Below are 21,443 nucleotides of genomic sequence, written 5' to 3'. Positions count from 1 at the left end.
CATTTAGCCGAGCGGCCGGGTGAGCTCACGCCAACGTCCTACACAGATTCGAGACCTTAACGGAAAGCGCCTTCACGGCCTGTCCGAGAAGCTCGGAGCGCCCGCGAAAGGCGGCCTGCTTGCCCTTCTTCTCGGCGGCCCGGGCCTTCCCGTCCGCCCTCTGCGACGTTTCCCGAAACGCGGTCGCCGGCTTCGCGCAGGCATCGGCAGTCTTGCCGTTGGTATCCGCTGTTTCCTGTTTCAACCGGTCCCGGTGATGGGCGCCCTTCCAACGGGTCTGCGGGGAAAACGTCCGACGTGATCGACGCCCGCGGACATGGCCCTGTCGATCGGGTGAGTTCGGCTCTGACCGGGCGCCTCGTCGCTCAGTTCCCGGGTTGCATCGTCCCCGAGATCTTGGCCTGCCCCTGAGAATTGGTCCTCCCCCAGGTCTGGCTTTCGAGCCTCAGCGGCGTTGACCCCGTTTGCGGTTCACGACCCATGCAAGTTGTCGGGCTGTGACTGCTTGGTCGGCGAAGGCTCGGGGCGTCGAGCCGCCCCGGGCCGTGTGGGGTCGATCTTCGTTGTCGTGGCACCTCCCGTCCTCGATGCGCTCGCGAGCATCCGCCAGCGACAGGAACCACGAGGCGTTCAGGCACGCCGCTCGGAAGCGGCCACCCCCGTTCAGCAGGATCGACCACACGTTCGGTTCGATGCAGGCTATCGTCGCATGGCTCCGAGAAGCCAAAGTGCCCGACAAGATACGCAGTTCTTCGGTATAGGCAGCGCACGCCTACGACTGATCGCTTTGGCGCATGCCTGGTATGTCACGCGAACGATTACAGCTTATTCGTTTGCTTATCGCCGGAATTTGCTTCATCCGCAAAGAACGTGAGTCCGAAAGTGAAATGCGCTATGTCTGAAATCATTGAAACACACGCGACGGATTTTGTGGACCTGACCGGCGACATCGTCTCTGCGTACGTGTCGAACAACCCTGTCCGGATCACAGATCTCGCCGACCTGATCCGTACCGTCCACGCTGCTCTGAACGGGCTCGCCGGCGGCGGCACGCAAGCGCCGGCGCAAGACGAGGTCGAGAAGCCGACCGCTTCGCAGGTTCGCAAGTCGGTGCAGTCCGACGGCATCGTCAGCTTCCTGGACGGCAAGACCTACAAGACCCTGAAGCGCCACCTCGGAGCGCATGGTCTGGACGCGCAGAGCTACCGCCAGCGCTTCGGCCTGCCGGCCGAATATCCGATGGTCGCGCCAGCCTACGCAGCGCGACGCTCCGAGCTCGCGAAGTCGATTGGTCTCGGCCGGATCGTCGATCGTGGCGAGGACGCGCAGCCCCGGGCCAAGGGCCGCAAGACGGCAGCCTGATCTCCGCAATCTGCGCGATCCGAAGCCCCGCAGCCCTCCCCAGCGCGGGGCTTCGTCGTGCCCGGAGAAGGAATCCGACGCTCACTCTCGCCGTGCGTTCAGAGTGAACGGTAGGCAGAACCCCGCTTCAATCGAATATGAGCGAAACCTAGCCAGCCCGCTGAAGTCTGGCTGCTACGGTACCGATTTCTTAGCCATCTTCTTTCACGCGGAGACAGGAGGTTGGTGCCTTTCTGTCCCGGCGTGCCGATTCGTGTCGGCGCCGATATCCTGGGACCGACTATGGCACTGAGCGAGCGCGAACTAGGCACGCCGACGAGAAGCACCCGGCGCAGCAACGTCCGGCATCGCCTCGCCGCTCAGGTCGGTCTCATCGTGGTCATGATCACGATCGTGCTCTCCGGCTTCTTCTACACGAACCGGCACCAGCAGGCTCTCATCGACCTGCGCGAGGGTGGCCGGCAGATGCGCATCGCCCAGGAAGCCTTGATGGATGCCGAAGCCTACGTGCTCAACAGAGCTGTCGGCGACCGGGATAGCGAGTACAGCGAATACAGTCGTGCTTTCGAAGCTCTCCACAGTAGACGGGATACGTACCTCGCACGCCTCGATCCATTCCTCAGGATGCCCGACGGAACGAGCACATCTACCGACGCGAACCTGAAGCGTCTCGAAGCAATCTGGACGGATGCCCTGGAACTGGTCCGCGCTGGAAAACTCGAGGAGGCTCGCACGCTGCTCAAGGAGCGCAGGAGTGCGGCTCTGGTCGGCAAGATGCGTCACGCGTTCGATGTTTTCCTGGCGGACTGGAACTCACACTTTGCTGATCATGAGACCCGTATCGAGATCGGCAAAAGTATCGTGCTTCTTTCGCAGCTTCTCATTGCCGGAGTGATGATCTTCGCATTCCGTTCGAGCGCGCGAGATGCTCAGGCCCGAGCGACGGCGATCACGGAGATGGATGCGTCTCGAACGCAGGTGCGCCACTTGTTCGAGATGACGGACATGCTTCAGAGCGCAGCCGATCATCACGATGCCAACGCGGTCCTTCGGGCTACTGCCGGCGAGTTGATCGGCGGCTTCAGCGGCGCACTCTACGTCTTCAACAACTCGCGAGACCGGCTCGTCCTATCGACCTCGTGGGCCTGCGAGGAGGGCTCACACCTTCCGGAGGCGATCGCGATCAACCAGTGCTGGGCGATGAAGCGCGGTAAGCCGCACATCAACCACAGCGGCGGCAGAGCCCTCTGCTGCGAGCATCATGCTTCCGGTCTCGCCGCCCTCGAAATCCCAATGGTGGCCCGGGGGGAGAACCTTGGCCTTCTTCAGGTTTTTGCTCAAGGCTCGGACGCGGAAGCGCGCCTCGCTGCCATCCTGCCGCTGAGTTCGGCGCTTGGCGACGCGATGTCGCTGGCGTTGTCCAACATCGCTCTGCGCGAGAAGCTGCGCAACCAGGCGCTCCGCGACCCGCTGACGGGCCTCTACAACCGACGCTATATGGAAGACAGTCTCGACCGATATGTCCGCCTCGCCCAGCGGGAGGGCCGGAAAGTCTCGGTCATCATGATCGACCTCGACCACTTCAAGCGTCTGAATGACGAGCACGGTCATGCCACGGGCGACGCCGTCTTGCGTGAGGCAGCCGCGGCAATCGTGGGCGCACTTCGAGAGACTGACGTGGCCTGTCGCTACGGCGGTGAAGAAATGATCGTGTTTCTCCCCGACTGCAGTCTTGAGGATGCCGCGGTCAAGGCAGAGCAAATTCGAGAGCGCATCGAGGCTCTTTCCGGGACCCACGGTGCAAAGGTCTCAGCATCGCTCGGAGTGTCGTCGGTACCGAGCACGTCGAGCAACAGCGCCGACCTCGTCAAGGCTGCGGACACGGCGCTCTATCGCGCCAAGCACGGCGGAAGAAACCAAGTCGCGATCGCTCCCGTGCGATCAGGATCGCGTGACGAGAGCGACGTGCCTGCAAATCAACAGGGCCGCCTCCGCGTGGCGGCTGAATAGCCTCCTGGCGTTCAGCGAAGACGCGTGACGGGATTCCTCGCCACGCTTGGACGAAGCTCAGCCTCCGCGAAACCCGCCATCCGGCGGCCTTCGCCTCGTCCGCACGGCAGAGCATCCGCTGGCCGGACCTGTTGTTCATGCGGACGCGCTCATCGTCCCGCGAGCCCTGCGAGTGGTCAATCCGCGCACCGTTGGCCGACATGTTGCCTTGGACCTTGCAGCCCTCGCGTGGCCCTGCCGCAATCTCCGGGCGCCCGGAACGTCGGCGTTGGCGCGACACGCGGCCACGACGTTTCCCGCCCCTCATAGCGCCGGCGCGATAGCGCTCGTTTGCGATGAAGACAAGTTGAATGTGTTGTTTCATGAAATGGCGAGAGTTCAGCGCGACCATCGTTTATGAAATCGGATCGGCCCAGGAACAAAACCTTCGCCGCAGCCTTCGCCGTTGGCGGGCTCATCGTTCTAATGATCCAGGATACGCCGAACTGGGACGCGACCATCGCTGGCCTCATCTGCCTGTTTGCTTTCTCCGGGCTTTGGCTATTACCTCAGCCTCGGAAATCGACGGTCCCCCGACCTCGGCGCATGAGCATCGAGATCATTCTGAGTGGAACCTCCAAGACGCCAGTGCCGCTCGATCTGCTAGATGGTCACCCACGCGCGTTGGAGTGGCTTTCGCGCGGGAAACCCGCCCCTGGAGCCTTCGGCGCGACCAAGCGACGGGGAGGAAATAGAAATGCTCGGCGGCACAGCGACGGCCGCAGTGCTTTCGTAAACTTCCGGGGCGATCCTTTCGTTGGATCACGACGTGAAGGGCGCCGCGCCTCGAATCATTGCGCTGGATGCTCGGCTACATCTTGCGCTCCGCCAGCGCCCGGCCAATCCCGGTCAGCAGCACTTCAGCGACGCGACGAAGATCTGTAAATCCACCGCGCTTCAGATGCCTATGCGCCTGCAGGCAGCGATCAGCGGCCGCCTCGAGCGGGTCGTCGAGGCGCTCAGTCAGGGAGGCTGCCGAGATGAAGGGGCTGGCGTGGCTGTCGGTTGTATCGATGTACGCACCCAACCCCGTCAGCTTTCCCGACTCATCAGGCGCAAGGAGCCCCCGATTGAGAATCCAACGAACATCGCCGGCTGCAGTAACGATCCGAAATTCAGCCGAGAAGGGTCCGCCAGTTTGGCGCACACGCAAGATGCGCTCAAACAACCACGCTCTGTCGTCGGGATGCGTGGCTCCGAGTGCAATTTCCATGGGAATGGGATGACCAACGAGGTCAGGATTGCCAGCAAGAAGCGCTGCCGCACCCGCGTCGAGGATAGTTCGACCGGCGACAACGTTCGTGCTCCACACGCCTATGAAACCCGCAGCTTTCAACGCGGGTGCCGATTCCGCGATCGATCCCATCCGATCCGATCCTCCCGCACGTTATTATTAGAGATCCCAAGCGAACGCGGAGAAAAATCAGTCGTTCCCATCATCGGTTCGTTCACGAATTTGTGAACATTCACTTATGTCGTTGGAGATAAAACTATTAACGCGGAATAAATACTGATATCTATTTTGCATTCAATTTCAGTGGGTCGCTCCATGGTTCCGCTAGGCACTGAAGGGCATCGAGAGGTGGACCATAACCGAACCTCACGTGTGCTGGAGCAGATCGCTGACGCGCTCGGTGTCGGGACGAGCGCATTCCGGGAGCAGCAAAGCTGCGGCCAGAGTGGGCAATTCCACCTACTGCATCAGGAGGCGGAAATGCTGAGATTGTTTGCTGCCATCACGGATCCCGCCAGGCGCGTGAACTGCCTTGACTATATCCGTACGCTTGCGCAGGCGTAGCCAAGTGGCTGCACTGACGAGTTGTTCTTCCCGTACGGGAACCTCCACAACCCGCCCTTTCGATGTCCATGCGCTCGAACGGTCGTGTCGAACGTCCGTGAAGGCCGCCGGCCATCCCGACCTGCCGGCCTTTGCGGCTGAGGATCTGATCAAGGGCGAAATCTAGGGCATCGGCCGATGCCTCGCTCGCCAAACGGATGGAGATCAACGCCGACGCGGTAGCGGATCGGCGCGACCTCGGTCCGCGCCCGGTGCGCAAGGCCATGACGGTGGCGGGCGAGCCCATCATCCACGAGTTGCGCGGGCTGGACTGTCTGTCGCTCAAGCTGATGCGGGCCGGCGCAAGGGCTGCGCGGTGGCCCGCCCGTTCTCCTGCCGCATACGGAACGCGAGACGCTGGAGCAGGCGGACGCCGCCCATGCGACGCGCTTGGGCGAGAAGCGGCGGCAGCTTGACCGTGAGCGCAGCGTGCCGCGGATCGTCGCCATGGACGCTTGCGACGCGCGCTTCGGCCAGGGTGCGGTGGTCCCGTCCGCGCGGGGCTGACCGAGAAGGTACGCAATCCACGAAATTCGCGATGCGGGTCCCGCGCCACACGATGCAGGCGCCTGAGCTGCCGATGGCGCACGCTTGATTGAGACGATGCGGATCGATGCTCGGCCGTCAGCGCCAACCTTTCCGCCAGCTACCGTCCGCAGGAGTATACGGGGACCCTCTGCGTTCGTTCGATGACGCCGACGTCGGTCGCGCCCCTACGATGGGTGAACGACAGCACTCCGCGACCAGCCCTCTATCGTGGCGCGAAGATCGTCATATTGCTGTTGAGCTGGTAGGCAGCAGTCGGTGGCGTATTGATGAACCTCAACCGGATGGGGCTTTCACCCAGGATGGCACCGAAGGCGGGTGTCACTCGTATCGGCAAGCACCTGGACAGAGCCTCGCGGGCAGCATCCTCGAACCGCTTGCCCGCATCCCGGTCACCCATGAACTGACGTGAGGTGACCAGTGGTTGACCACGCATGCCCCCGGTCTTGTCCAGGCCGAAGCGGAAAGCGATCAGCGAACCTTCGGTGTCAGGAGGGACCGTCCAGCAAGATGCGAACGCTGTCCGAAGCTCGGACCAGTTATTGACCGCGGATGAGGAGGGTGCGGGTTGAGCCCAGGACGAAGTCGACCCCGCCGCTATTCCGATCAGCAGCGCCGCAAAAGTCTGACCACGCGGCATAACAGCGTCACTCCTTCGATCCCTGGAATGGGCGGAACAGCCACGCGAGCCGGCCGGCGCCCTCATCCTCGGCATCGCCGATCTGATCGATCACGTGACCCAGCGGCGCCGGAAGGTCGACCTCATACTTATCCAGAATGATGGCCGCGTCGATCAGAGCGTTGATGTGAGGCTTCGGGGCGGGGTGGCCGGCGGCTTGAGCCACCAGCACCTGATCGGCGAGAAGCGCCGAAAGGCGAGCGACCTCCGACAAGCGTTCCGTCTGGTGGGACTTGCCGACCGAGGGCTGCGCACCTGCCTTCATTGCGCTGCCACAGCCACGGAGCCGTCGGCACGATCAAGGGCGCTGATCCGCGGTCCCCGAATTTGTGCATTCTGCCGTTCCCACGCGTCCAGGACAGCGTTGGCGGCATCGATGATGTCTCGCGGCGTGCCGCCAGGAACCTCGGCCCGAATGGCTTCGGTCAAGCGCGCCAAGATGGGCGGGTCCGGTTGTGAGTGGATCGGTCCCTCGGCATCGCGCGAGTAGGCTGCGTACACGTTTTCAGCGATCGTTCGGGCCACTCGATCAATGTCTGGGGTGTCTTCGTGCATACGAGCCTCCGCCTTCATTCCAGATAGCTCTTCGCCTTCAGGTGAACAGACGGCATCGTACCACAATGGCTCTTCTGCCGCGAAAGTTGACGCAGGTCGTCGGCGCGAGCGCTTCGGTAGCTGGCGTGCCGGCTCGGGCAGGGCTGATGGCGAAGCGCACCGGGTCGACGAAGTTCGAGATGGGCAGCCCGCGCGACACCACGCGGGTGACGGAGCTCCCCACGGCGCATGCTTGAGCACTTGCAAGGGTCGCCTGAGGCGGCAAACCCTACAAGGCGCTGATCAGCTACTGCTGAGCAATATCCGGCATCGCCAGGCCATTGAGCAGCGCTGCGAGTTCTGACTGACGCGAGGTGCCCGTTTTGGCGAAAACCGCTTGCAGCTGAGTGCGGATCGTGCTCGCAGCAACACCGAGGAGTGCAGCAACTTCCGGCACACTGGCCCCTGTGGCTATGTCACGGGCAATTCGGGCCTCGGCTGGCGTTAGATCAAAGAGGCCATGGACGATCTGCGCACTGGGTAAGCGGTTCATCCGGGCAGTCGTGACGACAACGAGACAAGCAGTTCGCTCAAAAACGTCACGCGCCGCTCCCCTTACTGGAACGAAATGCAAGATAGTGGGGTCCCACCCAAGTCTAGCAGGCACTGGTATGGAAAAGCCCTTGGCGAATTGAGGTTCCGAGCGGGTACGAGCTAGATAATCCCGCACTTGAGCATTCGCTCGCTTGTGGTTCACAACGAGCCCGCTGGGCCCATCGCCCAGTAGTCCAGGCATAAGGGCTTCAAATCCCGCATTACATGCTAGCAGGGTGCCGTTCGTTGAAACAGCAGCAGCTGCGAGCCCCAGTGCTTCAAGGTCTCCGACAGCAGCCTCGTATCGGCTTTGTGTATAGCGGGCTGCAAGCATGGCAGCACGTGCAAGGTGTGGTCGATAGAGATCAAGATGCTCGGCTTGCTCGCGCAAGAAGGTCCCTTGTGCGTGGCGACGCTCAATGTTGACGACAAGCGTATCGCCGTTCGGCACCGCGATGGCAGTGCCTAGGTGCCATCCGCCGCCAGTCTGACGCATAAAATCATACATAGGCTCGGCATCAAGCTCTTTAAGTGTAAACAAATCAAGATCCGTAAGAAAGCCGGCGTGATTACGCCGAACACCGCGCTCAACGAGCGGGTTTTTTGCCATCCAGCAATCTGCGAGGAAATCGGCAAAAAATTTCTCTGTTTGCGGAGAAGCAATCCATCGCGTTGCTTCCGGGGTCACAGTGAACAGCATCCCGCCCCATGCGCCCGTCAATTCTGACAGGCGGTCCAGCAGACTTGGCCAAAGTTCCGGGATATGCGCGGCTTCGTAGATGACATCAATCAACAGCTCATCGGGCGTCGCGCGAGAATCGGCCATTCGCTTGAGGTCGTCCGTACGAGAGTGGTGTCACGCCATTTCTGGCCGCAGTTCTAAGATTTTTATCTAACGATACAGATCGATCGACTACAAAAACGTCGCTGCGTGAGAGACAAAAAACGTCGCTTGTCGGGCTGTTTTATTTTTGAGCTGTTTTTCTAAAACTCTGCTAAAAGGTTAATTCAGCCGACGGGATGGGAGCCCATTCACGTCCTGGAGGTGCACACGTCATTCACAAAGATCAATCCATGACCAGCGAGAAGCCACATATGGAGTTCTCGGATCTGACAGGTCGGGCGACCCAGGACGGTGTCACGGTGACCGTGAATGTCTATCGCTCCGCGGGGACGCAAGACCCATGGACGCTTGAAGTCGTCGATCAGAGTGGTTGGTCGACCGTTTGGAGCACCACGTTCGCCTCTGACGAAGATGCGCTCGACGCATTCACGGATGCCGTTGAGGAAGGTGGTGGCATGCGCGCGTTCCTGGAACCGCTGCCGACCCTGCACTGACACGACCCACATCGTCTGTTGCGCATCGACAATCACGCTCAGGCTCTGCAGCCAAAGCGTTCCCCTCTGGAGTGAGCCCATGCGCATCCTTGTCGGCTGCGAGATGACCTATACATTTTCTCAGCCCACGCCGGTCATCGCGACGCTCAACGTACATGCGTCGCGGGTCTCGGATCTGGAACGCCCAGACCACCTCGTCACAAGCCCGTCGGTGCCGCTGGAGGGCTACCGCGACAGTTTCGGGAATTGGTGTCAGCGGATGACCGCCCCGACAGGCGTCTTCACACTGAAGACTGAGACGATCGTGCGCGACGAAGGTAAAGGCGACCGCCCCGTGCCGGATGCTGCGGAGACGCCAGTCGCGAAGCTCCCGACGGACAGCCTCCTGTTCCTCTTGGGCAGCCGCTACTGCGAGACCGATCGGCTTTCCCAGATCGCCTGGGACCTGTTTGGACATCTTCCATCCGGCTGGAGCCGGGTGCAGGCGATCTGTGACTACGTCCACGATCGAATTACATTTGGCTATGAGCACGCCCGCCCGACCCGAACCGCATTCGACGTGTTTGAGGAACAACAGGGTGTGTGCCGCGACTACGCACACCTCGCCATCGCGTTCTGCCGGTGTCTCAATATCCCAACCCGCTACTGCAACGGCTACGTCAGTGATATCGGCCTCCCCCTACCGCACGCACCGGGCGATTTCGCGGCGTGGATGGAGGTGTACCTCGATGGCCGCTGGCACACGTTCGATCCGCGTAACAACGCATCACGGATCGGCCGGATCTTGATCGCCTACGGCCGAGACGCCGCCGATGTGCCCCTCACCCTGACATTCGGGACGAACACGTTGACGAAGTTTCAGGTCACCACCGAGGAAGCTCAACCCGCTGCATGATGCGCTCCGCGTTGGTGCCTTCCGTCCTTGCGGTCGAGGCGCATCCCATTTCGTCCAGCAGAAAGCAGATCTACACGATGAACGAATCCACCATGCTCTCCGAGAACGTCTCAATCGCAGACCTCGCTGGACGTAGGTCAGATCGACTCGAATATCTGAAAGGCGTCTACCTCAACATGGTCCCCGACCAGGCACGCAATCCGACGCTTCGCGTCCGCCTGAGCCGGGTCGGTTCCGGAACGCAACCAGCCTACCGGATCGAGAGAGACAATAATGATGGTCAGACCGTCATCATGGGGTTCTATCAAGGTGACAAACACAAACCGCTCCCGAAGCGTTTGCACGATTGCGACGGACCGACTTGGAGCAACAAGACGATGAGCTACATCGATCTTCGTACCCTGCACAACAGTGAGATCGGAGCATGAGCCGTCCATGATCGAGTTCTTCGACGAAGCTGGTAACGAGGCAGTGTTCTGCCACGACGGACACACGCTCTATCTTTGGAACGGCAAAGCTGCGGCCTTCATTCATGACGATAAGGTCTATGCTTATGATGGCCGCTTTATTGGCTGGGCCGATCGAGGTTGGATCTCGGACGAGGAAGGAGCGTGCCTCCTCTTCGAACACGATGCGGTTGGTGGACCTCAGAAGCCAAGGCGGAGAACAAAAACCACGCCCGGCCCGAGGGGGCCGAAGCTCGCGCGCGCTGAACTGCAGCATGCACCGCCTCGACCTAAAGCATTGGCGGTCTGGTCCAGTCGTATTTTCGCTGACTTGATCTGATCCCCCTTGAAAACCTTTTGGCGCCTTCTCATTGGGTGGAATGTTTCAATGATTAGATTTTGTGCCATAGGAAAATGTGAAGTCGGCCAGACTTTCGGGCTATCAGCAGCCGTTCCGTTTATCACCCCTTCCGGTCGTAGGCCCTCGTTGATCTGACTACCTGGAGGCGGTCCTTGCCAGGGTCCAAGAAGGGCCGATAGCAACCTGAACGACGTGTCCGGTATCCAATTGTTTTCGCGACTGCAGAAGTCGCTAGCATAAGCGTCAGGATCGAGCTCAAGGAGAGCCCTGCTGATTGGGCGTTATCAGCCCCAGGCGGGACGGTCATCGACCGAGCCGGGCAGCACTAGGGTCTGGACTCGATCAGCACCAGAAGGCGATGACGGCAGCGAGTGCGACGGCCGAGACGTAGTTTCGGGCCAGCTTGTCGTAGCGGGTGGCGATGCGACGGAAGTCCTTGAGGCGATTGAAGGTTGCTTCAATCCGCCAGCGTTCGCGGTAGCGGCGTTTGTCGTGGCGGATCTTCCGCTTGCGGCCGCGCTTGCCGGGGATGATTGGCGTGATGCCTTTTTCCCGTAGGTTGGCCCGGAGCCAGTCGGCATCGTAGCCCTTGTCGGCGGCCAGACGACGGATCCGACCAGGAGCCTCGGCGAGCACGGCTGGGGCGGCGGTGACGTCGCTGGCATTGCCCGGCGTCAGCAGGAGGACGCCGGGGCGGCCGAGGACATCGGCGAGGACGTGGATCTTTGTCGTCTGGCCCCCGCGTGACGGGCCGATGCCTTGCACACGAGCCCCCCTTGACCGCCCTGCGCCGAGCGGTGGGCCTTGACGTAGGTGCTGTCGATGGCGGCCGCCTCGCCCGCCCATCCGCTCTTGGCCAGCGCCCTCAACATCGCCCGCCAGAAGCCGCGGCGGGACCAGCGATTGAAGCGGTTGTAGACGGTCGTGCGCGGACCATACGCGGCTGGGCAGTCGCGCCAGCGGCAGCCTGAGGTGAGCACGTGCAGGATGCCGGAGATGACTTGCCGATCATCGTTCCGCTCTGGCCCGGGCGAATTCGTGGGCATGAACGGTTCCATCACCGCCCACTGCTCGTCGGAAAGCCAGAACAGGTCTGCCATTGCCGCCTCCATGCTGCAAACGGCGTCTCAGAATCACAAAACGATAGCGCTCGCAACGCCTTGGTTCGGTTCACACCCTAAGGTTTGACGTGCACGACCGCAGTTGGGGGTGCCAACCCAGCGCCCTACGTTACCGGCGATGACCGAGCCGCCAGACGACAACCTCGACCACTACGCCCTTGGCTTCTACGCGCTTGGCAAGGGCCTGCGCCGCGAAGATTGCCCTTATGCAGACGGAACCACTGCCCACTCACAGTGGACCGCCGGATACGCTGCCGCGGTGAAGGAGAGGGAGCAGAAGACATGATGCCCTTCTTGCGCTTCCTTCGCCTCTGGACCGTTCTGTCCATCCCTGCAGGCATCCTCATCGGGAAGCTACTCAAGGCGACCCGAAGGGCAGCCACGCGACCCGTAGACCGGCCCTGACATTTGCTATGCGCCTCGCTCTCTCGCGCGGTTCATCACACGTAGGCGCAGGGGTCGCCCAGCGACAGCGCCGCCTAGACCGCGTCTGTGATCGAAAGCGGGAAACAGCGCGCGATGCTGCTGAGCACTCCAGCGAGGAACTCCTTCTGGGCAGCGTCGTCGCCCATAAGCTTCGAGTGGGTGATCCGCGGCTGCCCCTGCAGGCTGCCGTCGCGCTTGATGCTGAAGAGCAGGGTCACTTCCGAGCCAGCCGACGCCGCCGGGCCGCTAACCGAATGGGCACAGGCGCCAAGAAGCTGCCACATCCCGTCTAGGGTGGATATTGGGTCGGCGTGAGCGCTGGTGGCGCCAACGAGCAGCGGTAGCACCAGCATCACAGGGCCCACGAGGACGCTCCCAAGATCCAAGGAACGAGACGCTGAAGGGTGAGGAAGCCGAAGTGGCTCGTCGAGATCGGGTCCGATGCCATTCGCGCGGCCTTATACCGTCTCCATTCCACGGACGATCTCTGCACAGCGCTTTAGCTTGTTGTAGTCCGCCGAACTGATGCGGACGAAACCCCTACCGTTGGAGCCAAACGAGGGCTTATCGGTTCCCAAGAGGATAGGCCCAGACAGTGCACCCTGTGCCTCGTGGATCTGCCTATGTAGGTCCGAGATTTCCTGTATCGCGATGTTAAACAAGCGCACCGGGTCGCTTTTCAGCTCCGCAGTCTGTTCGGCAGAGAGCTTCAGCAGGCGCGTAAGGTGGCGAGCCGTCTCCCGCTTTCTTTTGCCGAAATCGTGCGGGATGATCTCACTCATGCTCCGCTCCCCCTACAGCTCCGCATGTGGAGCCTTCAGCGCCATCTTCTACCTGCGCTCAGCCCTGTCGAGCACAATCGCTCTTTAAGAGTGGTCGACCCACACAGCTTCATACCGCGCTACGCACGCGGGCGTTGAGCTGCGCCCTGGATCTAATGCGCTTACGCGACGCGGCTGAAATCACCCCACGCTCGTCGAGCATCCTGCCATGCGTAGAGGTGCTCGAGGGGAAGTCGCACCTCAACGACGAGATCGTCATCAGGGAGCCCTTGAACGATCTCCGTCGTTGCAGAGGGAAATGTCGCGAGGACGGCGGCCTGGACCCGCCCGAGCCGCTCGATCTGATACGGCGTGGGCTCGACGATGATGTGCTTAATGACCCGAAGCATGCTCGCTCATCGCACGGCACCGGTTCCGCCGTCAGCCGGACAGCTTGTCCTACCGTGACGGTCGCGCGCTTACCCTCGCGGGCGGTTTCACAATGAGTTCGTCTAGCACGGCAGCAAGGATCATCAGCCCGAGGCTACCGGGCCCCTTGATGTCTTGGACTGCGTGTGGCGCTGCTGCGGCCCGCTTGTGGGGAGCGCCAATCGCGATCGAAAGTTCGCCAGCACCGGCGGTGACAGCAATGCGTTGTTCAGGCAGGGCAGCGAACGCCAGCCACAGAGCGGCATCTGTCCAAGCCTTCGCATCAAGGAGGATTGCGAAGCGGGCTTTCGTGTCCGGTGACTGCTTTCCGGTGCAGGCGAACCACACCTCGGCAAACAGCGCACGATCCGGACCAGCCGCATCTGCGACGCGCTCGCGCAGACTGCTGAGGAGGGCTGGATCTCGCGCGATTGTCGTCATTCTCACGCCGCTATGTGAGACGATTGTGTGAGACGACCAACCAGAACGGCTCTAAGTGCCTGAAGATATTGGAGCGGGCGATCGGGATCGAACCGACGACATTCAGCTTGGGAAGCTGACGTTCTACCACTGAACTACGCCCGCAGGCTGGAATCCGTGGACGCCAGCGGCAGCCGCTTAGGCTGCGAGCGGGACCATACCAGAGCCGTCCGCATTGTCCACCGGCGCGATCAACCCTGCGGGTGAACGGCCGGTGCCTCCGAGGGCGCGTTCACAAGGCGGGGCGGTTCCGATACGGTCCCGCCGCCCCGGGCCCGCGCCTCGCGGAGAGGTTCCCGTGCGGGCGGAGCCGTCCGGACCCGCTCCGCACCCCGCCTCCGGGGCGTCGATGTTTCCAACGGCCACAGGATGCCATTGCCCCATGACGGCTCGCACGTGATCACGAACGACGATTCCGCCGGCTCCGGCCGTCGCGCCCGCCTCGTCCTGGCTTCCGCCTCGCCGCGGCGCCTCGCCCTGTTGCAGCAGGCGGGGATCGAACCCGATGCGCTTCTGCCGGCCGATATCGACGAGACGCCCCGCAAGGCCGAGACGCCGCGCGAGCTTGCGCGCCGGCTGGCCCGTGAGAAACTCGCCGTGGCCGCTGCTGCCGCGCGTCGCCGCGACGACATGCGCGAGGCCTTCCTCCTCTCGGCGGATACGGTGGTGGCCGTAGGGCGGCGTGTCCTGCCGAAAGCCGAACTGCCCGACGAGGCGGCCGACTGCCTGCGTCTTCTCTCGGGGCGTCAGCACCGGGTCTACACCGCCGTGTGCCTGCTCTCGCCGAAGGACGCGCGGCGCGAGCGGGTGGTCGAGACCCGCGTCCGGTTCAAACGCCTGTCCTCGCGCGAGATCGAGGCCTATCTGGCCTCGGATGAGTGGCGCGGCAAAGCCGGCGGCTACGCGATCCAGGGCCTCGCCGGCGCGTTCGTGGTGAAGCTCGTCGGCTCGCACAGCGCAGTGGTCGGCCTGCCCCTCTACGAGACCCTGAGCCTCCTCGACGGTGAGGGGTTTCCCGTCCGCCAAGCCTGGGGAGGCCCGTTGTGAGCGCGTCCGATCCGTCCCGCACCCGGCCCAAGGCCGATCCCTGCCCGATCTGCCGCAAGCCGTCCGAGCCGGCCTTCGCCCCGTTCTGCTCGGCACGCTGCGCCGATGTCGATCTCGGGCGCTGGCTGACCGACCGCTACGCCATCCCCACCGCCGAGGATGAGGATGAGGATGCCGAGGGCTCCGGAGGGATGAGCCGCGGCCCGGACTGACGCCTCCGACGCCGTCGCAAAATCTCTCTCCAACAAGGCTGGACAGGCCGCGATCCACCCCCTATACCCCCGCTCCAGCCGGTGCCGCTCACGCGAACCGGCGGCGGCCCAGGTAGCTCAGTTGGTAGAGCATGCGACTGAAAATCGCAGTGTCGGCGGTTCGATTCCGTCCCTGGGCACCATCCATTTTCTAATACTCTGCAATCATTTGGCGCCCCGCCAGGCACCCCGCACCTGGGTCGATGGTGCGGAAGATTCGGGTACCTGTCGCGGCAATCCGGCGTGGTCCGCGGTCAGCGTGTGGACGGCGCCTTCCGACGTCCAGGCGCCCACCTGCCGAGGGCGTTTCGCTGGGCTCCAGTGATCCCAGCCTCTGCGTATTGCCGGGCACCGGATCTGCCGCAGTGGATGCGCAGCCCCTGGCACTCCAGCATCGCAACAAACGGCGCTGAACGGATTAGCCCGGGGTCACGTCCTCCAGCACCTGTGCTCGATCGCCCCGGAACGCCTCATGGGCCGCCTCCGCGCGCCAGCAGGCCGCCCGGTGATCGGGCGCGACGGCAAAATCCGGCGGGGCGTCGACATGACACCGCTCCTCGGCAAGGAAGCAGCGCGGTGCGAACGGGCAACCCGGCGGACGGTTGGCCAGATCCGGCGGCGAGCCGGGGATCGTCTTGAGGCGCGCCCCCTTGGTGAGCGCCCCGTCGGCCCGGCTGCGCAGCAGGCCGATGGTGTAGGGATGGTGCGGATTGAGGATGACCTCCCGGGCCGACCCCTCTTCCACGATGCGGCCGGCATACATCACGGCGATCCGGTCGGCGACCTCCACGGCGGCACCCAGATCGTGCGTGACGAAGATCGTCGAGAGACCGAGCTCGGCCTGCAACTCGCGCAGGAGCAGCAGGATCTGGATCTGCACGGTGGCGTCGAGCGCCGTGGTCGGTTCGTCGGCCAGAAGCACCTGCGGCCGGCAGGCCAGCGCAAGCGCGATCATCGCGCGCTGGCGCATGCCCCCCGACATCTCGTGGGGATAGGCGTCGAGGCGTCGCTCCGGGCTCGGGATACGGACGCGCTCGAACAGGTCCAGGGCGCGCTGGCGGGCCGCTCCCGCCCCGATCCGCTCATGCTGGCGGATGGCCTCGGTGATCTGCCGCCCCACCGGGTAGACGGGATCGAGGGCGAGCAAGGGCTCCTGGAAGATCATCGCAACGACGCGGCCACGCAGGGCGCGCAGGGCGCCGGGCGACATCGCCATCACGTCCGCGCCGCCGACGCGGATCTCGCCGCCGATCCGGGTCTGGCGCTCCGGGTTCAGGCGCATGATCGCCCTCAGGGTAACGCTCTTGCCGGAGCCCGACTCGCCGATCAGCGCCACGGCCTGGCCCCGCTCCAGGGTCAGGTCGACCCCGTCGACGGCCTCGACCACGCCGCCGAAGACGACCGTCAGGCCGCGGATCGCGACGGCAGGCTCGGTTGCGGATGCGCTCATGCGGCCACCGTCAGGCTGGGCGACAGGGAATGGCCGGAGTGCGGCTGGCGCGCGAGGCAGGCGACGCGATGGTTTGCATCGAGAACATCGAGGGACGGGACCGTGCCCCGGCAGACCGCCTCCACCAGGGTGCAGCGCGGGTGGAAGCGGCAGCCGGCGGGGGGGTCGATCGGGTTGGGCGGGTCCCCGGCCAGGGGCGCCACCTGCGTCCGCGCATCCGGGTCCATCGAGGGCATCGAGGCCAGGAGCGCCGCCGTATAGGGATGGGCCGGCGCGGCCAGCACCGTGTCGGCCGGGCCGATCTCGACCACCTGGCCGAGATACATCACCGCCACCCGGTCGCAGATGAAGCGGACCACGTTGAGGTCGTGGCTGATGAACAAGTAGGTGAGGTTGAACTCCTGCTTGAGGTCCATCAGCAGGTTCAGCACCTGGGCCTCCACCGACTTGTCCAGGGCCGAGACCGCCTCATCAAGCACGACGAGGCGGGGCTCGAGGGCGAGCGCACGAGCGATGTTCACGCGCTGGCGCTGGCCGCCGGAGAGTTCGTGCGGGTAGCGGGCGGCAAAGCGCGCGGGCTCCAGCCCCACCCGGGCGAGCAGGCTGCGGGCGCGCTCGATGGCCTGGCGCTTCGGCACACCGTGCACCCGCGGCCCGAAGGCGATCGAGCCCTCGATGGTCATGCGCGGGTTGAGGGAGGAGTAGCTGTCCTGGAACACCATTTGGGCCTGCGCCCGGAAATCGCGCAGGGGCAGCGCCCGGCTGCCGATGCGCTCTCCGTCGAACAGCAGGTCGCCGGAATCGTGGGGGATCAGGCCCATGATGAGCCGGGCCGTGGTGGACTTGCCGCAGCCCGATTCGCCGACGACCCCGAGGGTCTCGCCCTTCAGGATCTCGAAATCGACGCCGTCCACCGCCCGTACCACGGCCTTGGTGGCGCCGAGGCCTTTCTTCACCGCGAAATGCTTCACGAGGCGGTCGACGGTGAGGAGGGGCTGGGCCGGACCGCCTCGGTCGCGGGCGATCGGAACGGTGCTGTAACCGGTGGGTCGGCTCATGCCTTCACCTCCATGGCGGACCGCAGGCCGTCGGAGAACAGGTTGAACGAGATCGAGACGATGAAGATGGCGAGACCCGGCAGCGCCGCGACCATCGGGTTCACGTAGATCGCGGTCCGTAGGGTGTTCAGCATCAGGCCCCATTCGGGCTCCGGCGGCTTCACGCCGAGGCCGAGGAAGGACAGGCCGGAGGCCAGGATCATCGACACGCTGATGAGGCTGGTGGCGTAGACGAAGATCGGCCCGAGCACGTTGCCGAGCACCTGCACGCGCAGGATCGTCAGGGTCGAGGCGCCCGAGAGCCGGGCGGCGTCGACGTAGTCCCGCGCGCGGATCTGGGTCGTCACGCTCTCGGCGACCCGAGCGATCTGGGGCACGAACACGCAGGTCAGCGAGACGATGGAGTTGAAGATGCCGGCTCCCAGCGCACCCGAGAGCGCGATGGCGAGCAGCACCGAGGGGAAGGCGAAGAACACGTCCACCGTGCGCATCAGCACGGTGTTGACCCAGCCGCCGACATAGCCCGCCAGGATGCCGATACCGGACCCGATGACGAAGGCGAGGATGACGGGGGTGACGCCGATGAACAGCGACAGGCGCCCGCCCATCATCAGGCGGCTCAGCATGTCGCGGCCGAGTTCGTCCGATCCGAGGATGTAGGTGGCGTCCCCGATCGGCTTCAGGCGTCGCAGCATCGACCCGCGATACGGGTCCATCGGGGTGATCCAGGGCGAGAGCAGCGCGACCGCCACGATCGTCAGGATGACGCAGGCGGCGGCCATCGCCACGGGATCGCGTAGGAGCTTGTGACCGACCTGTCCCCAGAACCCCCGCGAGGGCACGAAGGCATCGGGTGCGGTCGGCGTGGGGGCCGCACCGCCGGCAATGTCGAGGATCGGCGCGCCGGCCTGTGTCGCGAGTGCCATCAGCCCCTCTCGATTCGCGGGTCGAGCGCCGTCTGCACGACGTCGACGATCAGGTTGAGGGCGACGAAGAACATCGCCAGGACGAGGATCGAGCCCTGCAGGAGCGGCAGGTCGCGCTGGAAGATCGCCGCATTGAGGAGGAAGCCCGTACCGGGCCAGGCGAACACCGTCTCGATCAGGATCGAGCCGCCGAGGAGGTAGCCGAGCTGCAGGCCCATGATGGCGAGCGCGGTGGGGGCCGCGTTCTTCACCACGTGCCGGAACACGCCGAGCTCGGAGAGGCCCTTGGCGCGCAGCGCCCCCACGAAGTCCTGGGCGAGGATGTCGCCCACCAGTGCCCGGATGGTGCGGGCGATGACACCCATGGGGATCACCGACATCGTGAGCGCGGGCAGGATGATGTAGCGCAGATGCTCGAAGTCGGGCCGCCAGTTGCCCGAGCCGTCCGGTCCGGCGCCGGTGGGCGGAAGCCAGCCGAGTTGGGCCGAGAACACGATGACCAGCACCATGCCGAGCCAGTAATGCGGCACGCTCACCCCGAAGACCGACACCGCCGAAGCGAGCCGGTCCAGGATCGAGTTGCGGAAATATCCGGCCACGAAGCCGAACAGGCAGCCGAAGGTGAAGCCGATCAGGGTGGCCACGGAGGCGAGGATCAGGCTGTTGACGACGGCCCGACCGACCTCCTGCGCCACCGGCCGCCCGGTGGCGATCGAGATGCCGAGATCGCCCTGAAGCACGTGCCAGAGCCAGATCACGTACTGTACCGGCAGCGGCTTATCGTAGCCGTAGGCCGCCCGCATGGCGTCGATGGTCTCCTGCGTGGCGTCCACCGGAAGCACCGCGCTCAAGGGGTCGCCGGGGGCGAGGTGGACCAGCATGAAGCAGACGACGCTCACGCCCAGCGCCACCGGCGTGACCGTGAGCAGGCGCTGGAGAATGAACTTCAGCATGGTGTCACCCTTGTCCCGGTTGCTCTGCGGTGCCCCTCCCCCGGACCATCGAGCAGCCTCACTTGCCCATGGAGATCGGCGAGAAGTCCTGGAACCAGTTCTGCGCCTGCACGAAGCCCTTCACCTTGGGGCTCATGGCGCGCGGGTTGGTGTCATGGGCCACCATCAGGAACAGGGCGTCGTTGACGTACTTCTCGTGGACCTTCTCCAGGACCTTCGTCTGCTCGGTCGGATCGAAGGTGTTGCGCACCTCGTCGAACAGCTTGTCCATCTCGGGGTCGCAGTAATGGCCCCAGTTGGTGCCGTTCGGGGCCGCCAGGTTACACTGCAGGTGCCGGATGAACCCCGTGAAGGGGTCCTGGATGAAGTAGGAGAAGTTCATCCCCGTGGCTTTCCGCGACATCTCGGCCTTCGCGCCGCCGCGCCACAGGTTGATGAGTGTGTTCCACTCAACCACCTCGAACTCGACCTTGATGCCGATATCGGCCAGGTTCTGCTGGATGAACTCGTTCATGGGCAGGGGCTGCATCTGGCCCGAGCCCGAGGGGGCGATGAGAACCTTGGTCACGATGGGCTTGTTCGGGCCGTAGCCGGCCTCCGCCAGGAGCTTCTTTGCAGCCTCCGGATCGTAGCCCGGCTTGAAGGTCGGCTTGCCGAACCAGGCCGAGCCCGGGGGCATGAAGCCTTGCGCGGGGATCATCAGGCCGTTCAGCAACTCCTTCATGCCCTCGCGGTCCACGGCGAGGTTGGCCGCTTTGCGCACACGGATGTCGTTCCAGGGCGAACCTTCGGCGCGGGACAGGTGCCAAGTCCAGTTATGCGGATAGGCATTGGTCACGATGCCGAACCCGGCGCTCTTCAGCGACGCGACGGCGTCGGGCGGGGGGGCCTCGATCCAATCGACCTGACCGGACCGAAGGGCCGCGACACGCGCATTGGCCTCCGGCAGGGGCACGAGGACGAGCTTGTCGAGCTTGGGCACCCGGGCGTTGTCCCAGTACGCCTTGTTCGGCACCATCTCGGCACGCTCGCGCGGAGCGAACAGGGTCATCTTCCACGGGCCCGTGCCCGACGGCGTCTTGGCAAAGGCATCCCAGCTCTTGCCCAGCTTTTCCCACTGAGCGGGCGACGAAATCATGATCCAGGCGATCTGGTAGGGCAGAGTCGCGTCGGGATTCTTCGTGATCACTTCCAGGGTGGTCGGGTCGACGGCGCGGTAGCTCGCCACCGCCGGGATGCGCGAGCGCCCTTGCGCGGACTGGCGCGGATCGAATTGCGGGGCATCGTTCTTCAGGAGCTTGTCGAGGTTCCACACCACCGACTCGGCCGTAAAGGCCGAGCCATCGTGGAACGTCACGCCGTCGCGCAACTTGAACGTCCACTTGGTCTTATCGGCCGGATCGACGGTCCAGCTCGTGGCGAGGCCCGGCGCCAGCACCGAGGGCTTCGTCGCCGAGGACAGATCCCAATTGATGAGGCCGTCATAGACCGTATAGCCCGTGAACCGCATGCCCTCGCCGCCATTGTCGGCCTGGCCCGTGGTCAGCGGGATGTCGGAGGCGGTCATCCCGATCTTCAGGACGCCCTGCGCGAGCGCCGGTGACATCATCAGGCCTGACAGGAGTGGAATCGCCAGAAGGCAGCTCCGAGAGCCGGAGAGCTTGATCCGACGTGTCACTGAATTGATCATTCGCGCACAGGTTCCTTTGGCGGGTCGGGCCCGGACGGAACACTGTATGCAATCGAGCGGCCAAACCGGCTGGGGGCGTCGAGATGGGCGTGTCGCGAACCGCGGCGTTCACATGAGCCCAGCCGGGAACGTGCAGGGGTACGCAGCTGTGGCCTTCGCCTGCGCTTGCCACCCCTCACGCCAGCGCTTCCTTTTGCAGCGACGGTATCT

At 63.9% G+C, this 21,443-nt stretch carries 23 protein-coding genes, 2 tRNA genes and 2 pseudogenes; 10 read left to right on the top strand and 17 right to left on the bottom strand.

Annotation, left to right across the window (positions count from 1 at the left end; translation table 11 throughout):
* Positions 1 to 25 precede the first annotated feature (25 nt).
* The gene (locus OF380_RS10320) at positions 26 to 244 is read right to left on the bottom strand and encodes a hypothetical protein (RefSeq protein ID WP_264050666.1); all 219 of its coding nucleotides are present in this window, start codon (positions 242 to 244) and stop codon (positions 26 to 28) included.
* 201 nt (positions 245 to 445) lie between these two features.
* A pseudogene (locus tag OF380_RS10315) lies at positions 446 to 655 on the bottom strand (integrase core domain-containing protein); the annotation flags it as partial.
* A 239-nt stretch (positions 656 to 894) separates the two neighbouring features.
* On the opposite strand from OF380_RS10315, the gene OF380_RS10310 reads away from it, so the two are divergent.
* Positions 895 to 1,362, top strand: a complete 468-nt coding sequence (locus tag OF380_RS10310) for a MucR family transcriptional regulator (RefSeq protein ID WP_264050665.1) — start codon at positions 895 to 897, stop codon at positions 1,360 to 1,362.
* Positions 1,363 to 1,644: 282 nt separating this feature from the next.
* Positions 1,645 to 3,372, top strand: coding sequence for a GGDEF domain-containing protein (locus tag OF380_RS10305; RefSeq protein ID WP_264050664.1), 1,728 nt, complete (start codon positions 1,645 to 1,647; stop codon positions 3,370 to 3,372).
* An 850-nt stretch (positions 3,373 to 4,222) separates the two neighbouring features.
* Here OF380_RS10305 and OF380_RS10300 read toward each other — a convergent pair.
* From OF380_RS10300 to OF380_RS10275, 5 genes are all read right to left on the bottom strand, one after another.
* Positions 4,223 to 4,777 (bottom strand): PAS domain-containing protein, encoded by a 555-nt coding sequence (locus OF380_RS10300; protein ID WP_264050663.1) that lies wholly within the window; start codon positions 4,775 to 4,777, stop codon positions 4,223 to 4,225.
* A 1,222-nt stretch (positions 4,778 to 5,999) separates the two neighbouring features.
* Positions 6,000 to 6,434 (bottom strand): hypothetical protein, encoded by a 435-nt coding sequence (locus OF380_RS10290; protein WP_264050662.1) that lies wholly within the window; start codon positions 6,432 to 6,434, stop codon positions 6,000 to 6,002.
* A gap of 7 nt (positions 6,435 to 6,441) precedes the next feature.
* Positions 6,442 to 6,738: a hypothetical protein gene (locus tag OF380_RS10285; protein ID WP_264050661.1), complete on the bottom strand. Its 297-nt coding sequence runs from the start codon at positions 6,736 to 6,738 to the stop codon at positions 6,442 to 6,444.
* Complete coding sequence (locus OF380_RS10280; protein WP_264050660.1) at positions 6,735 to 7,028, bottom strand: hypothetical protein; 294 nt, start codon at positions 7,026 to 7,028, stop codon at positions 6,735 to 6,737. Before OF380_RS10280 ends, OF380_RS10285 begins: the two co-directional genes overlap by 4 nt.
* Positions 7,029 to 7,314: 286 nt before the next feature.
* Complete coding sequence (locus OF380_RS10275; RefSeq protein ID WP_264050659.1) at positions 7,315 to 8,427, bottom strand: helix-turn-helix transcriptional regulator; 1,113 nt, start codon at positions 8,425 to 8,427, stop codon at positions 7,315 to 7,317.
* A 248-nt stretch (positions 8,428 to 8,675) separates the two neighbouring features.
* Between OF380_RS10275 and OF380_RS10270 the strand changes: the two genes are divergently transcribed.
* From OF380_RS10270 to OF380_RS10255, 4 genes are all read left to right on the top strand, one after another.
* Positions 8,676 to 8,939: a hypothetical protein gene (locus OF380_RS10270; RefSeq protein WP_264050657.1), complete on the top strand. Its 264-nt coding sequence runs from the start codon at positions 8,676 to 8,678 to the stop codon at positions 8,937 to 8,939.
* 79 nt (positions 8,940 to 9,018) lie between these two features.
* Positions 9,019 to 9,834 (top strand): transglutaminase-like domain-containing protein, encoded by an 816-nt coding sequence (locus OF380_RS10265; RefSeq protein WP_264050655.1) that lies wholly within the window; start codon positions 9,019 to 9,021, stop codon positions 9,832 to 9,834.
* The gene (locus OF380_RS10260) at positions 9,831 to 10,262 is read left to right on the top strand and encodes a hypothetical protein (RefSeq protein ID WP_264050654.1); all 432 of its coding nucleotides are present in this window, start codon (positions 9,831 to 9,833) and stop codon (positions 10,260 to 10,262) included. The genes OF380_RS10265 and OF380_RS10260 overlap by 4 nt, the downstream gene beginning before the upstream one ends.
* Before the next feature lie 7 nt (positions 10,263 to 10,269).
* Positions 10,270 to 10,620, top strand: a complete 351-nt coding sequence (locus OF380_RS10255; protein ID WP_264050653.1) for a 4-fold beta flower protein — start codon at positions 10,270 to 10,272, stop codon at positions 10,618 to 10,620.
* Between the two features lie 363 nt (positions 10,621 to 10,983).
* Here the strand turns inward: OF380_RS10255 and OF380_RS10250 are convergent.
* Positions 10,984 to 11,687, bottom strand: a pseudogene (locus OF380_RS10250) (IS5 family transposase).
* A 193-nt stretch (positions 11,688 to 11,880) separates the two neighbouring features.
* Between OF380_RS10250 and OF380_RS10245 the strand changes: the two are divergent.
* Positions 11,881 to 12,048, top strand: a complete 168-nt coding sequence (locus OF380_RS10245) for a ribosome modulation factor (RefSeq protein ID WP_264050652.1) — start codon at positions 11,881 to 11,883, stop codon at positions 12,046 to 12,048.
* Between the two features lie 193 nt (positions 12,049 to 12,241).
* On the opposite strand, the gene OF380_RS10240 is transcribed toward OF380_RS10245, so the two are convergent.
* The 4 genes from OF380_RS10240 to OF380_RS10225 form a co-directional block, all read right to left on the bottom strand.
* Positions 12,242 to 12,553 carry a hypothetical protein gene (locus tag OF380_RS10240; protein WP_264050651.1) on the bottom strand — a complete coding sequence of 104 codons (312 nt, stop codon included), beginning with the start codon at positions 12,551 to 12,553 and terminating at the stop codon, positions 12,242 to 12,244.
* A 93-nt stretch (positions 12,554 to 12,646) separates the two neighbouring features.
* On the bottom strand, positions 12,647 to 12,970 hold the full coding sequence (locus OF380_RS10235; RefSeq protein ID WP_264050650.1) for a hypothetical protein: 324 nt from the start codon (positions 12,968 to 12,970) through the stop codon (positions 12,647 to 12,649).
* Positions 12,971 to 13,131: 161 nt separating this feature from the next.
* Positions 13,132 to 13,359 (bottom strand): hypothetical protein, encoded by a 228-nt coding sequence (locus OF380_RS10230; protein WP_264050649.1) that lies wholly within the window; start codon positions 13,357 to 13,359, stop codon positions 13,132 to 13,134.
* A gap of 529 nt (positions 13,360 to 13,888) precedes the next feature.
* A tRNA-Gly gene (locus OF380_RS10225) sits at positions 13,889 to 13,963 on the bottom strand.
* 264 nt (positions 13,964 to 14,227) lie between these two features.
* Between OF380_RS10225 and OF380_RS10220 the strand changes: the two genes are divergently transcribed.
* The 3 genes from OF380_RS10220 (at position 14,228) to OF380_RS10210 (ending at position 15,299) form a co-directional block, all read left to right on the top strand.
* Entirely contained in the window at positions 14,228 to 14,905 is a 678-nt protein-coding gene (locus tag OF380_RS10220) for a Maf-like protein (protein ID WP_264050648.1), read from the top strand.
* Positions 14,902 to 15,117 carry a DNA gyrase inhibitor YacG gene (locus OF380_RS10215; protein ID WP_264050647.1) on the top strand — a complete coding sequence of 72 codons (216 nt, stop codon included), beginning with the start codon at positions 14,902 to 14,904 and terminating at the stop codon, positions 15,115 to 15,117. Before OF380_RS10220 ends, OF380_RS10215 begins: the two co-directional genes overlap by 4 nt.
* Before the next feature lie 106 nt (positions 15,118 to 15,223).
* Positions 15,224 to 15,299: transfer RNA gene (locus OF380_RS10210), tRNA-Phe, on the top strand.
* A gap of 275 nt (positions 15,300 to 15,574) precedes the next feature.
* Here the strand turns inward: OF380_RS10210 and OF380_RS10205 are convergent.
* The 5 genes from OF380_RS10205 to OF380_RS10185 are packed head-to-tail and all read right to left on the bottom strand — an operon-like array spanning position 15,575 to position 21,152.
* Positions 15,575 to 16,606: an ABC transporter ATP-binding protein gene (locus OF380_RS10205; protein ID WP_264050646.1), complete on the bottom strand. Its 1,032-nt coding sequence runs from the start codon at positions 16,604 to 16,606 to the stop codon at positions 15,575 to 15,577.
* Complete coding sequence (locus tag OF380_RS10200) at positions 16,603 to 17,664, bottom strand: ABC transporter ATP-binding protein (RefSeq protein ID WP_264050645.1); 1,062 nt, start codon at positions 17,662 to 17,664, stop codon at positions 16,603 to 16,605. Before OF380_RS10200 ends, OF380_RS10205 begins: the two co-directional genes overlap by 4 nt.
* Positions 17,661 to 18,590 carry an ABC transporter permease gene (locus OF380_RS10195; protein WP_264050644.1) on the bottom strand — a complete coding sequence of 310 codons (930 nt, stop codon included), beginning with the start codon at positions 18,588 to 18,590 and terminating at the stop codon, positions 17,661 to 17,663. Before OF380_RS10195 ends, OF380_RS10200 begins: the two co-directional genes overlap by 4 nt.
* Positions 18,590 to 19,543 (bottom strand): ABC transporter permease, encoded by a 954-nt coding sequence (locus tag OF380_RS10190; RefSeq protein WP_264050643.1) that lies wholly within the window; start codon positions 19,541 to 19,543, stop codon positions 18,590 to 18,592. Before OF380_RS10190 ends, OF380_RS10195 begins: the two co-directional genes overlap by 1 nt.
* Positions 19,544 to 19,601: 58 nt before the next feature.
* Positions 19,602 to 21,152, bottom strand: coding sequence for an ABC transporter substrate-binding protein (locus OF380_RS10185; RefSeq protein ID WP_264050642.1), 1,551 nt, complete (start codon positions 21,150 to 21,152; stop codon positions 19,602 to 19,604).
* Between the last annotated feature and the right edge of the window lie 291 nt (positions 21,153 to 21,443).

Origin of the sequence: Methylobacterium sp. FF17, from assembly GCF_025813715.1 — a bacterium.
GTDB classification, from domain to species: Bacteria; Pseudomonadota; Alphaproteobacteria; order Rhizobiales; family Beijerinckiaceae; genus Methylobacterium; species Methylobacterium flocculans.
The sequence above is the reverse complement of the archived record's forward strand: the minus strand, read 5'-3'. Positions and strand labels throughout refer to the sequence as shown.

Excerpts from the sequence above, each read along its gene's own strand:
- OF380_RS10310 (WP_264050665.1), top strand. The coding sequence starts at position 895 with ATGTCTGAAATCATTGAAACACACGCGACGGATTTTGTGGACCTGACC.
- OF380_RS10305 (WP_264050664.1), top strand. The coding sequence starts at position 1,645 with ATGGCACTGAGCGAGCGCGAACTAGGCACGCCGACGAGAAGCACCCGG.
- OF380_RS10300 (WP_264050663.1), bottom strand. The coding sequence starts at position 4,777 with ATGGGATCGATCGCGGAATCGGCACCCGCGTTGAAAGCTGCGGGTTTC.
- OF380_RS10290 (WP_264050662.1), bottom strand. The coding sequence starts at position 6,434 with ATGCCGCGTGGTCAGACTTTTGCGGCGCTGCTGATCGGAATAGCGGCG.
- OF380_RS10285 (WP_264050661.1), bottom strand. The coding sequence starts at position 6,738 with ATGAAGGCAGGTGCGCAGCCCTCGGTCGGCAAGTCCCACCAGACGGAA.
- OF380_RS10280 (WP_264050660.1), bottom strand. The coding sequence starts at position 7,028 with ATGCACGAAGACACCCCAGACATTGATCGAGTGGCCCGAACGATCGCT.
- OF380_RS10275 (WP_264050659.1), bottom strand. The coding sequence starts at position 8,427 with ATGGCCGATTCTCGCGCGACGCCCGATGAGCTGTTGATTGATGTCATC.
- OF380_RS10270 (WP_264050657.1), top strand. The coding sequence starts at position 8,676 with ATGACCAGCGAGAAGCCACATATGGAGTTCTCGGATCTGACAGGTCGG.
- OF380_RS10265 (WP_264050655.1), top strand. The coding sequence starts at position 9,019 with ATGCGCATCCTTGTCGGCTGCGAGATGACCTATACATTTTCTCAGCCC.
- OF380_RS10260 (WP_264050654.1), top strand. The coding sequence starts at position 9,831 with ATGATGCGCTCCGCGTTGGTGCCTTCCGTCCTTGCGGTCGAGGCGCAT.
- OF380_RS10255 (WP_264050653.1), top strand. The coding sequence starts at position 10,270 with ATGATCGAGTTCTTCGACGAAGCTGGTAACGAGGCAGTGTTCTGCCAC.
- OF380_RS10245 (WP_264050652.1), top strand. The coding sequence starts at position 11,881 with ATGACCGAGCCGCCAGACGACAACCTCGACCACTACGCCCTTGGCTTC.
- OF380_RS10235 (WP_264050650.1), bottom strand. The coding sequence starts at position 12,970 with ATGAGTGAGATCATCCCGCACGATTTCGGCAAAAGAAAGCGGGAGACG.
- OF380_RS10230 (WP_264050649.1), bottom strand. The coding sequence starts at position 13,359 with ATGCTTCGGGTCATTAAGCACATCATCGTCGAGCCCACGCCGTATCAG.
- OF380_RS10220 (WP_264050648.1), top strand. The coding sequence starts at position 14,228 with ATGCCATTGCCCCATGACGGCTCGCACGTGATCACGAACGACGATTCC.
- OF380_RS10205 (WP_264050646.1), bottom strand. The coding sequence starts at position 16,606 with ATGAGCGCATCCGCAACCGAGCCTGCCGTCGCGATCCGCGGCCTGACG.
- OF380_RS10200 (WP_264050645.1), bottom strand. The coding sequence starts at position 17,664 with ATGAGCCGACCCACCGGTTACAGCACCGTTCCGATCGCCCGCGACCGA.
- OF380_RS10195 (WP_264050644.1), bottom strand. The coding sequence starts at position 18,590 with ATGGCACTCGCGACACAGGCCGGCGCGCCGATCCTCGACATTGCCGGC.
- OF380_RS10190 (WP_264050643.1), bottom strand. The coding sequence starts at position 19,543 with ATGCTGAAGTTCATTCTCCAGCGCCTGCTCACGGTCACGCCGGTGGCG.
- OF380_RS10185 (WP_264050642.1), bottom strand. The coding sequence starts at position 21,152 with ATGATGTCACCGGCGCTCGCGCAGGGCGTCCTGAAGATCGGGATGACC.